This is a genomic window from Neochlamydia sp. TUME1 (genome assembly GCF_000813645.1).
Taxonomy (GTDB): domain Bacteria; phylum Chlamydiota; class Chlamydiia; order Chlamydiales; family Parachlamydiaceae; genus Neochlamydia.
This window is the reverse complement of the sequence record NZ_JRXI01000064.1, coordinates 1-14,560: the sequence shown is the minus strand read 5'-3', so window position 1 is coordinate 14,560 and position 14,560 is coordinate 1. Positions and strand designations below refer to the sequence as shown.

The 14,560-nt window shown below is 38.0% G+C and carries 11 protein-coding genes; 4 read left to right on the top strand and 7 right to left on the bottom strand.

Features of this window, described 5'->3' with window-relative positions; genetic code table 11:
- The first annotated feature begins 118 nt into the window (after positions 1-118).
- Positions 119-2,017 (top strand): gamma-glutamyl-gamma-aminobutyrate hydrolase family protein, encoded by a 1,899-nt coding sequence (locus DB41_RS02815; RefSeq protein ID WP_039384039.1) that lies wholly within the window; start codon positions 119-121, stop codon positions 2,015-2,017.
- Positions 2,018-2,296: 279 nt separating this feature from the next.
- On the opposite strand, the gene DB41_RS02810 is transcribed toward DB41_RS02815, so the two are convergent.
- The 3 genes from DB41_RS02810 to DB41_RS10540 are packed head-to-tail and all read right to left on the bottom strand — an operon-like array spanning position 2,297 to position 6,418.
- A complete protein-coding gene (locus DB41_RS02810) occupies positions 2,297-3,463 on the bottom strand; it encodes a DEAD/DEAH box helicase (RefSeq protein WP_039384037.1) in 1,167 nt (388 codons plus the stop codon).
- The gene (locus DB41_RS02805) at positions 3,460-4,269 is read right to left on the bottom strand and encodes an SDR family oxidoreductase (protein ID WP_080502367.1); all 810 of its coding nucleotides are present in this window, start codon (positions 4,267-4,269) and stop codon (positions 3,460-3,462) included. The genes DB41_RS02810 and DB41_RS02805 overlap by 4 nt, the downstream gene beginning before the upstream one ends.
- Positions 4,238-6,418, bottom strand: a complete 2,181-nt coding sequence (locus DB41_RS10540) for an HD family phosphohydrolase (protein WP_042243397.1) — start codon at positions 6,416-6,418, stop codon at positions 4,238-4,240. The genes DB41_RS02805 and DB41_RS10540 overlap by 32 nt, the downstream gene beginning before the upstream one ends.
- A 377-nt stretch (positions 6,419-6,795) precedes the next feature.
- Here DB41_RS10540 and galE point away from each other — a divergent pair, with 377 nt between their 5' ends.
- From galE to DB41_RS02785, 3 genes are all read left to right on the top strand, one after another.
- Positions 6,796-7,806, top strand: a complete 1,011-nt coding sequence (gene galE, locus DB41_RS02795) for a UDP-glucose 4-epimerase GalE (RefSeq protein WP_039384035.1) — start codon at positions 6,796-6,798, stop codon at positions 7,804-7,806.
- Between the two features lie 487 nt (positions 7,807-8,293).
- A complete protein-coding gene (gene dnaX / locus DB41_RS02790; protein ID WP_039384032.1) occupies positions 8,294-10,009 on the top strand; it encodes a DNA polymerase III subunit gamma/tau in 1,716 nt (571 codons plus the stop codon).
- 8 nt (positions 10,010-10,017) lie between these two features.
- A complete protein-coding gene (locus DB41_RS02785) occupies positions 10,018-10,332 on the top strand; it encodes a YbaB/EbfC family nucleoid-associated protein (RefSeq protein WP_039384029.1) in 315 nt (104 codons plus the stop codon).
- A gap of 384 nt (positions 10,333-10,716) precedes the next feature.
- Here the strand turns inward: DB41_RS02785 and ptsP are convergent, their stop codons facing one another.
- The 4 genes from ptsP to DB41_RS02765 form a co-directional block, all read right to left on the bottom strand.
- Positions 10,717-12,477 (bottom strand): phosphoenolpyruvate--protein phosphotransferase, encoded by a 1,761-nt coding sequence (ptsP, locus tag DB41_RS02780; protein ID WP_052243821.1) that lies wholly within the window; start codon positions 12,475-12,477, stop codon positions 10,717-10,719.
- A 2-nt stretch (positions 12,478-12,479) separates the two neighbouring features.
- Complete coding sequence (locus DB41_RS02775) at positions 12,480-12,746, bottom strand: HPr family phosphocarrier protein (protein ID WP_039384027.1); 267 nt, start codon at positions 12,744-12,746, stop codon at positions 12,480-12,482.
- Positions 12,718-13,695 carry an HPr(Ser) kinase/phosphatase gene (gene hprK / locus DB41_RS02770; protein WP_042243418.1) on the bottom strand — a complete coding sequence of 326 codons (978 nt, stop codon included), beginning with the start codon at positions 13,693-13,695 and terminating at the stop codon, positions 12,718-12,720. Before hprK ends, DB41_RS02775 begins: the two co-directional genes overlap by 29 nt.
- A 441-nt stretch (positions 13,696-14,136) precedes the next feature.
- A complete protein-coding gene (locus tag DB41_RS02765) occupies positions 14,137-14,331 on the bottom strand; it encodes a hypothetical protein (protein ID WP_039384026.1) in 195 nt (64 codons plus the stop codon).
- Positions 14,332-14,560: the final 229 nt, after the last annotated feature.

Below are 14,560 nucleotides of genomic sequence, written 5' to 3'. Positions count from 1 at the left end.
TTTTTCTTCTAAGCGATGCAATCTTTGGGAAGATGAATAGCAAAGCTAGTAGGAAATAACAAACTTTTCAACAGAATTAAGCTCCTTATTTTAAAGATAGCTTAAGGAAAAATTTTTTATGATGCCTATAAATGTGGAAGATCCTTTTAGTTGCTTAAGGCAAAGCTTTTTAGAAATCGATCCTGCTCGAAAAAAACTACTTTTGAATCAACTCTCTTATTCTAAGCGAGAAGATCTTCTTAAAATCATTCGTCAGGGTGCTAAGGCGCAAGTTAGTAAAGAAAGTTTTCTCTTTCTAAAAGGCCAAGTAAAAAGCATTCAGCATTTAACGCCTAATTTAACAAGCAGACGCAATTATTCTATTCTTTCTCAAATGCTTGCCAAATGCAAAGCCATGGTAAAGCATCTACTAGCTTTTTTCAATATTATGACTGCTATGGCTACTCACTTAGTGGCTCAAAAGATTTTGTTTAAAAATAAAGCTTCCGTAAAACAAAAACCCTACATTACTGAGCTGGCTTTTCTAAAGCTTCTTCAGGCGATCCCCAGCTCTCAGGAAGATAGCTATAAAATCAACTTTGCAAAATTACTAACCGAGCATGGATATGCGGCCGAGTTTAAAAATATTGAATTTTCTGCTAACTTTCAATTTTTTAAAAATGCTGATTTAGAAGGAATTGTCTTTACCCATTGTACCCTTCGATGGAATCATTTCGGAAAATCAAGATTAGAAAATGTGGTTTTTCAGGGATGTAATTTATCTAATATATCTTTTATGAATACCTCTCTTACAAATTGCTTCTTTAATCACTGTGAAATGCGAGAAGTGATGTTTACAGCAGCCGAGCTGGATAGCACTTCGTTTAAAAGTAGCTCGCTTATTACTTGTAGTTTTGAGGACGCCACTCTACGCCAATGTTCTTTTCATAAAGTTATTATGCCAGCCACACATTTTCTTGAAGCGGTAATCGTTGATACTACCATCCAAAAAAGCGAATTAAAGAATACCGTATTTTTTGGCAACTTAGATAAGTTTGATTTTCCTGCGAATGATTTGTCTCGTCAAAGTGCTATAATTTCTAAACCCATTACAGCTATTCTAGTCCATCCTGAGAATCGAGGGTTAAGTGTTCCCAAAGTATTCATCAAATTAGATAAGATTGCTGGCTTACTGCCTCTGCGCATTACTCTTCAACCCCAAAAACTTACTAAAGAAGCTACAAATCAAGAAGTTGACATTTTAATCAATCAGGTAGGTTCCTATCGCAAAAGTAAAATTCCTATTCCTCAACGCATCATACATGCTGTAGCTGAAAATCTTCATCTCTACCCAAGCTGTGCCTCAATTTTAAAAAAAGCTCATACATTAGCCTCTGAAGTAGATTCTTTCTTTTTGCCTGGTGGGGAAGATATCCCCCCTGCCCTTTATGGAAGAAAACAGGAAGAGCCTACAGAATGGGATAGAGATTATCGTCGTTCTTTCCTAGAATTATCTATGATGCATTATGTCCATCATCAAGGGCTTCCTTTAATGGCTAATTGCCGAGGCTTCCAGCTAGCCAATGTTTATTTTGGAGCTCAGCTTGAGCAACATGTGGAGGGACATAACAATGTCTTACAAATATTACCTGGTGCAAAAAAATCTTATCACGGGCTTTCTTATAAAGCTTTAAAAAAGCCTATGATTAGCTTAAGCTCCCACCATCAGGGGGTTTCTACGGAGTTAGCAGCCACTGAATTTATTGAGCCTTTAATAGAATATGAGGGCTTAGTAAAGGCTTCAGAAGCTAAATACTCGGGAGCAGCTCCCCTAATATTATTGCAATTTCATCCTGAATTTCTCAAAGCTCAAACTGCCCACACATTTTTTTTAGAGATCATTGATAAAGCCCTAAACTTCATCCTGTCTAAAAGAAACGATCTCTTTTGGAAAATATTTTTCGACAGTGCGAATACCCACCGCTACCGCAAAATTACCTTAGCGGTTTTAAAAAATTCTGTAAAACTTCATCGATAATTTTTCTGAGAGCACGCTTAGTTTTTCTTATGAGAGCCATAGAGTTATAGGCTAAAAAACTTAAATCTACCTACCAAGCCCTCTAAAAGCTGTCTTTTTACTTAAAGAGAAAGTTTCATAAAATAGGGGGTGACATAAGGAGCAGGTCAAAAGCTTGTCATATGCTTTAAAAAAATTACCTCCCTAGCCTGAAAAGAGAATCATCTGGCTAGCCGTTGTCCCTCTATAAAAGCCTACTTTTTTAAAATCTAGGCTCGATTAGTAAGCTGCTTAAAAAGCCTATGATTTATTATTTTTATGAGCAACCGCCCGTTTTCTAGGATGATTACGCTCTGGAGGGGGATTCCCTATCCAGATAGGCTTACGTCGAATATGATGGAGGACACGGCCTAAAGACTTTAACTCTTTTTCTGTCACTAAAGTAACGACAACTCCTGCACGCTCTTGGCGCCCCGTACGGCCAGAGCGATGAACATAGACATCCGGGCTATCAGAAAGTTGATAAATAAAAACATGGGTAATATTAGAAAAATCTAAACCTCTTGCCGCAATATCGGTGGCTACTAGATAACGAATTTTGCCATGGCGAAACTTGTTTGTAATTATAGAACGCACATCTTGCCCCAATCCCGCATGCAACAAATCGACGTCCGCCATTTTACGTTGCAACGTCCGACAAACTTTCTCGCATTGGATTCTTGAATGGCAAAAGATAATGGTTTGCTTAGGTTTTAATTCTTCTAGTAGGCTAAGTAAAGCTTGATCCCGCTGATCGTAACGGCAATATAAAAAGCGATGCTCTATGGACTCTGGAGAGACTTCATCAGACAACAAAGAGATTTCTTGGGGCGCTTTCATATGTTTTTTTGCCATGCTACGAATCTCTTCTTGCATCGTCGCAGAAAATAATAGCGTCTGATGCTCATGGACCAGGCAATTAATAATAAAGGCCAGGTCATCATAAAAACCCATGCCAAGCATTTCATCAGCTTCATCTAGAACTAGGATATCTACTTGTGTCAAGTCGATTTGCCGGCTATAGATAAAGTCAATCAAACGCCCTGGTGTAGCTACTAACACTTGCACGCCAGATTTTAGTTTAGTTTGCTGCATGGTCGCATCTTCCCCTCCAAAAATAGCAAAAGCTTTCACTTTTTTTTCATAGCCAATTTTTTGAGTTTCAGTTGCATATTGCATGGCAAGTTCACGCGTAGGAACAATGATAAGAGCTTGTACGTGAGGAGAGTCAGGATTGACTTTATTACAAATCGGAATTGCACAAGCGGCTGTTTTACCTGAGCCTGTTTTAGACAAGGCGATAAGGTCTTTTCCTTGTAGTATCAAAGGAATAGTTTGGATTTGAATAGCAGAAGGTTGTTTGTATTGCATCCTTTCAAGAGATTTAAGAATCAAAGGATCTAAGTTCATATTTTCAAATAATGTCATTGGCACCGTTTTTTAATATTATTCGCAAGGATTTTTATTGATATAAAATTAGGGATAAAATGACGAAATAAAACAGCTAAGCGGTATTTCCAGTTAAAAACATTTACAGTTTTTAAGCTTTTAATTTGCTTCCATATCTGTTCAGCAGCAAATTGAGAAGTCATAATGCCCTTTTTATTAATTGCAGGATTTCCTCCTGCGCGGATTCTAAAATTTGTGTCAACCATACCTGGGCAAGCTACTAGCACTCTTATACCTTTTGGACGCAGCTCATAATCTAAAGAATAGGACAGCTTATTCACGAAGCTTTTAGAAGCAGCATATACGGAGAGATAAGGAAATGTAAAGAATGCAGCCACCGAAGAAACATTCATAATTATTCCTGTCTTATTGGCTTTTTCCATAGCTTTAGCAGCCTCAAGGCTTAATTCAAGTAAAGCTACACTGTTAACCTCTAATATTTGCATCTGTTGTTCTGTAGAATAATTAATAGCTTCATTATATAAAGCAAAACCCGCATTATTGATAATCAGATCCGGGGCTTGCTGACGAATAATCTTTACGACAGCTTGTCTTCCTTCCGAGGTAGAAAGGTCGGCGGCGACAATTTCTACACTTACTTTTTGTCTTAAGACTTGGGCAGCTTTTTCTAGCTGAACAAGATGACGACCACTTATAATTAAACGAATGCTCTCAGCAGCTAAAACCTCACAAAGAGCATAGCCAATTCCCGAGGTGGCACCGGTCACTAACGCCAAAGAAGGGGTTGGCACTTTACGCCTCACAGGAAGGGATCGTTTCACCATGAGCTGTTTCTTTTTTAAGCTCTTTGGTAGGATATTTGACACGGGAGTGACCTGAAGCCACCAGCGTTTTAATCAATGTTTCTTTCACCATCGCTAATTCTTCAAACGTCAGTAAACAATCATCAAACTGTCCATCATCGGCTTTTTCACGAATCAAGCGGTTAGACAACTCGGATAAAGTATGCTCAGTCACTTTATCTAAAGATCTTGAAGCGGCCTCTAAGGTATCCGCAATCATAATGATGACAGATTCTTTGCTACGCGGCCTGGGTCCTGAATAGCGGAAATCTTTTTCATCCACCAGATTGATATCTCCTTCCATTTTTTCTAATTGCTTACGATAAAAATAATAGACCCGTGTAGTTCCATGATGTTCTTTAATAATATCGATGAATTGTTCAGGCAGACCTGCTTTGCGCCCCATGGCTACACCTTCACTGACGTGAGCTAAAATCACCTGAGCTGATTCTAAAGGCGTTAGCAATTGGTGAATATTCATCCCCCCTTGTTGGTTTTCAGTAAAATACTGAGGAGTTGCCAACTTGCCCACATCATGATACAGCGTGGCCACCCTACAAAAAAGTCCATTAGCTCCTATGGCAGAAGCAGCTGACTCTGCTAAATTACCCACGACTACCGAATGTTGATAGGTGCCGGGGGCTTCTATAGTCAAACGGCGTAGCAGATCATTATTAGGATCCATGTACTCCATTAAAGTAACATCGGTCATGATGCGAAAAACTGATTCAAAAAGAGGTAAAAGTCCTACGACTAGGATAGCACTTAAAAGTAGAAAAAAAGCTACGCACATAATATCAGGAAAAAGAGAAAAATTCCATAGGGAATTATTATAGAAAGACATCGCTAATATTAGTCCTACTGCACTAACCCAAGCTTTGCCGCAGACTACAAATATCTCTTTACGTTTGCGCAGCGAATGAGTGCTTAAGATAGCCACTAGGGCAGTGGCTAAGTTTAGAATCATAAATCCTTGCCGATCAAACGCCAGGGTCATAGTGAAAATAAAGGTTAAAAGAGCGCTTACAAAAGTGGCAACAGCTGAATTCATCAAACTACAAAGTAAAATAGCTGCAAAGGGAACGAATAGAGGATAACGAACCACTTCAATCAGATTGATTTTAGAGTTAAGTAAAAAAAACTCGGTAATCTTAGTTAATCCTAGCGTAAGGAGCACAATAGTAACAATCAGAAATAGCTTACGGTTGGAGGTCAGTATAGAGGGGCTATTAACATGAAAATAAGCTACGCAAATGCCTGTCAAAAGTAAGGTCATCACAAAGCTACCCAGCAAAGTCAAAGGATGCCATAAGTTGCGGCTTTCCCCTAAAGCTTTTTTCATGGCTTGCAACATGGCAATATGCCGAGCAGTTACTTTATCACCCTGATTTATTATCCGGCTTCCTGCACTTACATGCGTATACTTATCAGGCACTAAAGCTTGAATTTTTCTACTAATGTAGCGATAAGCGGGAAAATCCTCTTGAACTTTCCAGGTCATCGCTTGAAAATAGTCAATAATAAAATTAGCCGTTACACTTGATATAAAAGTGGGAGGAAAAGTAAATTCTTTGACATAATCCCAGACTGCTGAAGGAATGATAACATCCTCCATTTCTTCTGGGGTGTAAGCTAAATAATTTTCCGTTGATAACCCGATGTCTTGCATCTTCTGCATCGTACGGGGATCAGTAAAACGCAGTTTAAGAAGAGCTTTTTCCAGGGCATCTACCCCTTTATACATTTCTTCAAAAGTGCTTTTTTCTGAATATTTGCGCCAATCCTGATTATAGATAAGAAAATTTTCAAATTCTATTCGTCTTTGCCGTACGCATTTTTCAGATAAAGCATAAATCTTGCCTACATCTTTAACCACTTCTTGTTTTAAAATGATGGTGGCTTCTTCATCATAAAAGTCAAAATCCACCTGTGTAACAGTATAGTTAGGAGCAATACTATTTAACTCAAGCACTTCTACACGAACTTCTCGAAAGTGGAGAAAAGCAAAAAAGCAAATAAAAAAAATAGTACCAATGAGTAAACGTATTCCAAAACTTTTGTCAAAAAAACCTTGCTCGCGGGAAAACTTTAACTCATTATAGTTGGCAATCTCGCTCGCTTTATCATTCATATTATTTTATCCTAATCTTCTATAAATTCTTGTTCCCATCCTATAGTATGCTTAGTGAACCAAGAGTTACATCAAATTGCCATCATAACATATTAATTAAAATTAATCCCCATTTTTATTTGTTGCTGCACCCTCAAATCATGAGCCATGCCCTGCTGCAAAGATAAATAAGACAATTTTTTAGAGCCTAGGCGCATTAATTAGAGCTGCTAACTTTTTTTTCTTTCGTGTTAGCATCTCTCTTGCAGAGCCCTATCCTAGCTAGTTTTTATTTGCTCACGGGTCAAGAATATCAGTTTTATTATTTATTTCTTGCAGCATATTGGCTGCTTTCTTCAGAATCAGTTACTCAATTCCTTTAGCTGCCCGATTTACCCATGCATAAGAGTAATAAAAAAAAAGTGTTAGTTACCGGTGGAGCTGGCTTCATTGGCTCTACTGTGAACAAGTTACTACACGAAGCCGGCTACGATACTGTCATTTTGGATAACTTAAGCCAAGGCAAACGCAACCGCGTAAAATGGGGAACTTTTATTGAAGGCGATATGAGTGATTCCCTTCTCTTAAAAAAACTTTTTGCTAATCATCAATTTGATGCCGTGATGCACTTTGCTGCCTTTATTAATGTAGGTGAATCTGTACATAACCCCGAGAAATATTATATTAACAACGTTTCTCATACAGTAAATTTACTTGAATGTATTAAAGAATTTAGTGTAAAGGTCTTTATATTTTCTTCCTCTGCGGCTGTTTATGGTTTACCCAAGACTAACTTCATTTCTGAAGATCATCCCACTCATCCTATTAATCCCTACGGCGAAACCAAGCTTATCATTGAGAAAATTTTAGATGATATGGATAGAGCTTATGGAATTAAATCTGCTAAACTGCGCTACTTTAATGCGGCTGGTGGGGATCCTGAAGGAAAAATCAAAAATGATTTTTCTGCGTCCTCCAATCTTATTCCTATTGTTCTTCAAGCGATTCTAGATAATCGACCTGTTACTATTTTTGGAAAAGACTACCCTACCCCCGATGGAACTTGCTTAAGAGACTACATTCATATTTACGACTTAGCTACTGCTCATATAAGGGCCATGGAGAAATTATTAGCTGGGGGACCCACGGAAATTTATAATTTAGGAAATGGAAAGGGATTTAGTGTACAAGAAGTTCTTCAAGCTGCCGAAAAGGTTACCAAACAAAAAATTCAAGTCATTGAAGGGCCCCGACGTCCTGGGGATCCTCCTTGTCTTTTAGCCAATGCTTATAAAGCTAAACAAGAATTAAACTGGCAGATTAAATATCCTAGCCTTGAAGAGATGATTTATCATGCTTGGACCTCTTTGGAAAAAAATAAAGAAAATAATCACTTTGTCTTTAAATGAAAAGTTAGCCTTTTAATTTAAAGACAAATTTGATCTATCCATTTATTTATTTATCCTTTAGAGCTGCTTCTTTCATTGGCTTACTCCTTGCTAATTTGTATCCGACAGCTTACTCACCCACTGACTATTAAGTTTACGATAGACTCCTTAGGTAGTCGTTAATGCAATTCTGTACTTAAATAAAACCTATCTTTAAAACAAGAGTTAGCCTCCAAATGCTAAATTTTCTTTTTGGAGGATAGAGCGATAGCTTCTTTACCCAGTAGGTTTGATCTTCTTAAAGTTTTATCTTTTCTTTTTCTTAAAAGGATGGCTTAAAATTGGCCATTTTTCTTCATACAAGAACTACACCTTAGAAGAGCTTAATTAAGTTAAGGGCCCATCCTGAGAAGGTTAGTAAGAACTTTTTTTGTTTAGCACAAATTCCTCCTTCCTTAAAATTACTCAAGGCAAGTAAGATAGATAAAAAAACATTCAAACATCTCTTATGACCTCCTATCAAGTCCTGGCTAGAAAATACCGACCTCAAACTTTTGCTGAAGTTCTAAACCAAGATGCTATTGTAACGACGCTTAAAAATGCCATTAAGAATAATCGCCTTGCGCAAGCTTACCTATTTTGTGGCTCTAGAGGAACAGGCAAGACTACATTAGCTCGCATTCTTGCCAAAGCATTAAATTGCCACCATCTTACTGAGCAGTTTGAGCCCTGCAATCAATGTAAATCTTGCCAAGAAATCACTTCTGGCCATTCGCTAGACGTTCTAGAAATTGATGGAGCTTCTAACCGGGGGATTGACGATATTCGTCAAATTAATGAAACTGTAGGATATGCTGCCTCAGCGGGCGGATATAAAATTTACATTATCGACGAAGTTCATATGCTCACCAAAGAGGCTTTTAATGCTTTGTTGAAAACCCTGGAAGAGCCGCCTCCTAAAGTTAAGTTTTTATTTGCTACCACAGAGGCGCATAAAGTTCTGCCTACTATTTTAAGTCGCTGTCAACGTTTTAATCTTAAACGCATCTCCCCCCTGCTCATCCAAGCAAAGCTGCGTAAGATTGCAGAAGAGCAAAATATTCAGGTCGAAGATGAAGCCCTTCGTCTAATAGCTAACCATGCAGAGGGAGGGCTGCGCGATGCCGAATCTCTTTTTGACCAAGTTTTATCTTTTCACAATGGCTTGATTACTGCTTCCACGGTAGCTTGCATGTTAGGTATTGTGGAAAGCGATTACTTTTTCAAGTTAGATAAAGCCAGCCAAGAAAGCAATTTAGCCGTAGCTTTTGAGATCAGCGAAGAGGTATTTACCCAAGGTAAAGATATAGTTTATTTTGTAGAGAAATTAACAGAGCACTTTCGCAATATCTTGGTTGTCAAGCTCTCGGGCAAGCAAGCCCCTTTCTTGCATTTATCGGAGGAGGAACGCGATAAATATGCAGTTTCTGCTAAAGTGTATTCCCAAGAAGCTTGCTTAATGATTTTAGACTTTTTAGTAGAAGCCCATCACCAAATCCGATTCGCTCCTTCGCCTAAAACAACTCTAGAAGCTTTGCTATTGCGGATTATTCGTGCTCAATCCCGAATTCCTGTAGACATTCTTGTGCGTCGCTTAGTGGATCTAGAGCAAAGGATAGACAAAGAAGCATCTTCATTAGAAGACCCTTCTAAAGCTACAGCCGCACCACCTAGTGCTACACCAGCGCCAACTATCCCTTCTGCGCCACTCAGTTCGCCTATCAAGCCAGAAGCGCCACCTCCTGCTCCTAAGCTAGAACCCTTAGTAGAGAAAGCTGCAAAAGAAATTCCTTCATTAGCTAAAAATATTGATAAGCTTGCCTCTACAAGTGTTGATCCCACTACTCCTTGCGCTGCATCTGCTATCCCTTCTGCGCCACCCAGTTCGCCTATCAAGCCAGAACCACCTTCTCCTGCTCCTAAGCTAGAACCCTTAGTAGATAGAGCTGCAAAAGAAATTCCTTCATTATCTAAAACTATCGATAAGCTTGCCTCTACTAGTGTGGATCCTACTCCTTCCCCTGCTGACTTAGGAATCGTAGAAATAGCAGAAAAAAAAGGCTTGCTTGCCAATAGTAAAGTAATAAAAGAGAAACTAGATCCTAGCAAGATAAGTCGCTATGATACGATTATGCAATTTGCAGCCATAGAGTTAGAAGGAACCATTCAAAAAAAATTAAGTTAAGGAAATATATGGGCTCAGGATTTTCAAAGCAAAAGAAACAAGCTAAAATGCTACAGGATCAATTCTCCAAATTGCAGACTCAATTACAAGCCACTGAAGTGGTAGGAAGTGCCGGTAACGGTCTTGTATCGATTACTTTATCGGGCGAGCACGAACTAAAGCAGATTAAAATTAAGCCTGAATGTGTAGATCCTGAAGATATTGAAGGGCTTGAAGATCTTATTAAAGCAGCTTATAAAGATGCTTTTACTAAGCTTAAAGAGCAGAACCCCAAATTACCTAGCCTACCTGGTATGCCTAATTTAGGTGGATTTGGCTTCTAAAACCATCGATGCTTATAAAAATCAAAAAATTCATTTTAGGAATTTTATAAGTCTCTTTCTTACTTGCATGGCAGGTGGGAAAGGAAAAGGGCAAGAAAAATAAAATAAAAAAATCTAGATAGGCAAGCTATAGGATAGATAGATTTCTACTTTTCTAGATAGCTTTTGCCATCTTTATAGTCTGTTATTTTTTTTATCCTGTGCTTCTTAGCAACTTCTTAAGCAATCATATAGATGTAAGGGCTACAACTTTAGAAAAAAGGGGAATGCTAAAGAGATGTTTTCCTTTGAAAATAGAGACATAGCGTTAAGGCATATGCATATAAACTAACGAGTAATATTTTTTTGCCGTTTTTCTTGAAAGCAGATAAATTCCCATGCTTCTCATATCAACTCCTCTAAAGAAGCACGAGCGAAATGTGCATAAAAAGTTTCATCCAACAGGGCTTGTATTTCAGAAGTACTTGCTAAAGATAGTGCTTTTTCAGCTAACTTGCAGCATGAGATAATGCTTGAACAGCGAATTGCCTGCTTGATTAAAGGTATATAGCGAGCAGCTACAGACACTTCCTGAATTCCTAATCCCATCAACAAAGGAATATATTTAGGATTAGCAGCCATCTCACCGCAAATGCTGACAGGCACATTATGCCTATTAGCTTCAATGACTACATGCCGTATTAACCTTAAGACACACGGATGCATAGGCTGATATAAATGACTCATGGTATTGTCACATCGATCGACGGCTAAAGTATACTGGATAAGATCGTTAGTTCCTATAGAAAGAAAATCTGACTCACGAGCAAGAAGATCAGAAATAATAGCTGCTGAGGGCACTTCAATCATGCATCCTAAGTTCACTAAAGAATTAACTTTTACTTGCCTAGCAGCCTCTTGGGTCATGCGTTTAGCTTCAATTAACTCGGGTAAAGAAGAGACCATAGGAAAAAGAATATTAACTTCACCAAATGCACTGGCACGTAGGATAGCACGCAGCTGGGTCATAAAAATATCTTTCTCTCGTTCTAAACTTCCTACAGCTCTAAATCCAAGGAAAGCATTTCCTGTTTGACCTGGGGAAGCTTCTATGCCTGCTTTATCACGTCCCACATCAAAAGTTCGAATAGTAACAGGCAGACCCTGCATATTTTCCACAAGTTCTCGATAAATTTCGAATTGCTCATCCTCTGTAGGTAAGCGTTCCCGACCCACTAAAATATTTTCAGAGCGGTATAATCCCACCCCCTCGCCACCATATTCATGGATTTTCTTGACTTCGCTGCTAGTTTCTATGTTAGCTAGAAGTCTCATTTTATAGCCGTCATAAGTTTCTATATCATGAGAGTCTGTCTGCCTTAAGCGAAGACGTCTAGCATTTAACTCCTCACTTAACCTTTCATATTGGGCTAAGGTCTCGGAAGAAGGATTAAAAATTAGCTCCCCATTCCTTCCGTCGACAATCACTAAATAATCCGAGCAGCTCGACACTTCGTCAAATGCTATGTTGGTCATATAAGGAATTTCTTTAGCCCGTGCAAGGATAGCAGCGTGTGCGGTAGCACTTCCTCTTTCGGATACAATAGCCCTTACACACTTCTGGCTTGCTTCTGCAGTCTCCGCGGGACTTAAATCTTTTACAAAAAGTATCGAGTCTGGTAAAAGGTCATCAAAAGCATTTTTTGTTTCCTTATGAAGATAGGTCATTATACGGCGGGAGATATCCTGTACGTCTTTAAATCTCTCTCGAAAAAACATATCCTCTAAGGTATCAAATCTTTTCTGATACTCTTGAATCAATTGATGCAAAATATATTCAGGAATTTTGCGTTTAGAATGGATTTGTTTGCTAACTTCTGTAATTAATAAAGGGTCAGACAATAGCTGTAACTGCGCTTCTAAAATGGCAGCCCCCTCATCCATACCATCGAGTTCAAGCTGATTTTTAATTGCCTGTAAATCATTAATGACTGATTGGACAGCCGCTTGGAAGCGTTCGATTTCAGCCTCAACTTTATAAGCTGGAATATTTTCATCGGGAAAACTTTTTTGCAAAGTTTTTAGAAAAAAAGGCTTTCCAATCGCGATTCCACTGGAAATGACATTGCCGGTTAACCGAATTTCTTCTAGATTAGAGTGTGGCAATTTTACTCCTCAAATTGATTTTCAAATGCTTGGACAAGCCTTTCTAAAGTTTCTTTAGCATCTTCACCCACCACTTCAATCGTGATTTTAGAATTTCTCCTTGCAGCCAACATGAGAATACTAAGAATGCTTTTAGCGTTGATTTCCTCTTTTTTATGTTTAAAGGTTACATCACTTTTACTGTTTTGCAACAGTTTCACAATAACTGTTGCAGGGCGGGTATGAAGGCCCATTTTATTTTTAACTTGCACTTGACTCGACAGCTTCACGGATCCTTTTCCTTGTTTGATTTTTAGAAGAAATCATATCTAACAACTTATTATTAAACTCTTTTGCAGAATTATATCCCATTGCTTTTAGGCGATGATTAAGAGCGATGGTCTCTAATAATAATACTACATCGCGACCTGGTTTCACAGGCAGCACATGATAGGGAATATTTAATCCTAACAGATCACAGTAATTTTCCACCAAACCTACTCGATCATAAAAATGTTGATCATCCCAAGCTTCCAGCTTAACCACAATATCTATACTTTTGTTATCTCTTACACATACGGCCCCATATAAGTGAGCAACATTAATAATACCTATTCCTCGAATTTCCATATGATGCCGAGTCAATTCAGCTCCAAATCCTTCCACATAAGAGTCTTCTCTTTTTTTAACTTTGACTACATCGTCCGATATAAGGCGATGGCCCCTTTCAATAAGGCCTAAAGCCGCTTCACTCTTCCCTACCGATGAATCTCCTTTAATCAACACCCCTACCCCAAAAACTTCTACCAATGTGCCATGGCAGGTCATACTAGGAGAAAACTCTTCACTTAATAAGAGAGTAAGCTTACTCAGCAAGCTCATCGTACTCATGCTAGATCTAAAAAGAGAAATCCCTTTATTTTGACATAACGAGACTAGTTCTTTTAAGGGCAATAATCTTCTCGCCACAATAACAGCAGGAGTAGCAGTAGTAAGAATCTCTTTTAAGCGATTGACACGTATTTCGGGATCTAAGTCTCTCAAATATTCCATTTCGACTCGCCCAAATACAAGAATACGCTTATAAGCATGATTTTTCATAAAACCACATAAGCTAAGTCCCGGACGATGAGACTCAGGTACTTTGATAGAACGCTTGAGTCCTTTATGGCCTGCTACAAGCACCAGGCCTAAATCATGGCCATGTTTTTGGAAAAGTTCCTCTACCTTGTAAATCATATTTGCTAGCTTACTCTTCCATGATAAAATGTTAAATCCTCTACAAAAGGTGTAATAGCCAAATTAAAGGAGGAAAAATCTTTAAAATTTAATAGCTTTTTTATCTTTTTCAATTGAATAGAAGGATAAAGATTTCCCATCACTAACCTACTGTTAGCCACCTGGTAGATATTCCACAAAAAATCGAAAAAGCAGTATTTCAACAGAATCATAAATGATAATAAAGTTATCCGGTTAATACTAAATTTTTTCTTTCAGCAACAAAAGTTTATCCTCATCTCCTACAAAAGCAGGCGAAAAGCTATGTAACGCTCTGGCATTTATCCTTCCCATTCGTTCTCAAACTGTTTTTGCATGATAAAGATTTTAATGGTAGCCACCCTTCAAAAAAATCCCCACAATTTTTTAAAAGCTATTAGCAAATTAAATGCTCTAAAAAATTCACAACCACTTAAGATGACCGGTAAGCAAATAATAGGATAATTCATAGCAGAACTTTGAAAATTTAAGTAGGCTAGCTCCTAATATTTTCCAGAAAAAACTTAAATTTTTTTCTAAAAAGAACGCTTGAGGAAAACTCTCTTGGACACTAGGAACAGATAACTGAGGATGGTAATCTTTAACAGACAGATTCATCGACTTATTCCTTAAAATTGAGAGGTATTAAGGGCTAAAAGCTACATTTAAATGACTTTCTAAATTTTTATTCTCTTTAATAGGCTGGCAGCTTGGAGCTCAATAATTAGAAAAGCGCTAGCAAATTTTTTATTTTTTTCCTTAAAAACTTTCCACTCATACTTTTACCAAATTTTTGAATTTCTTTAAATTTAATTAAGAAGGGTTTGCATTAATTATGTTAAAAAAC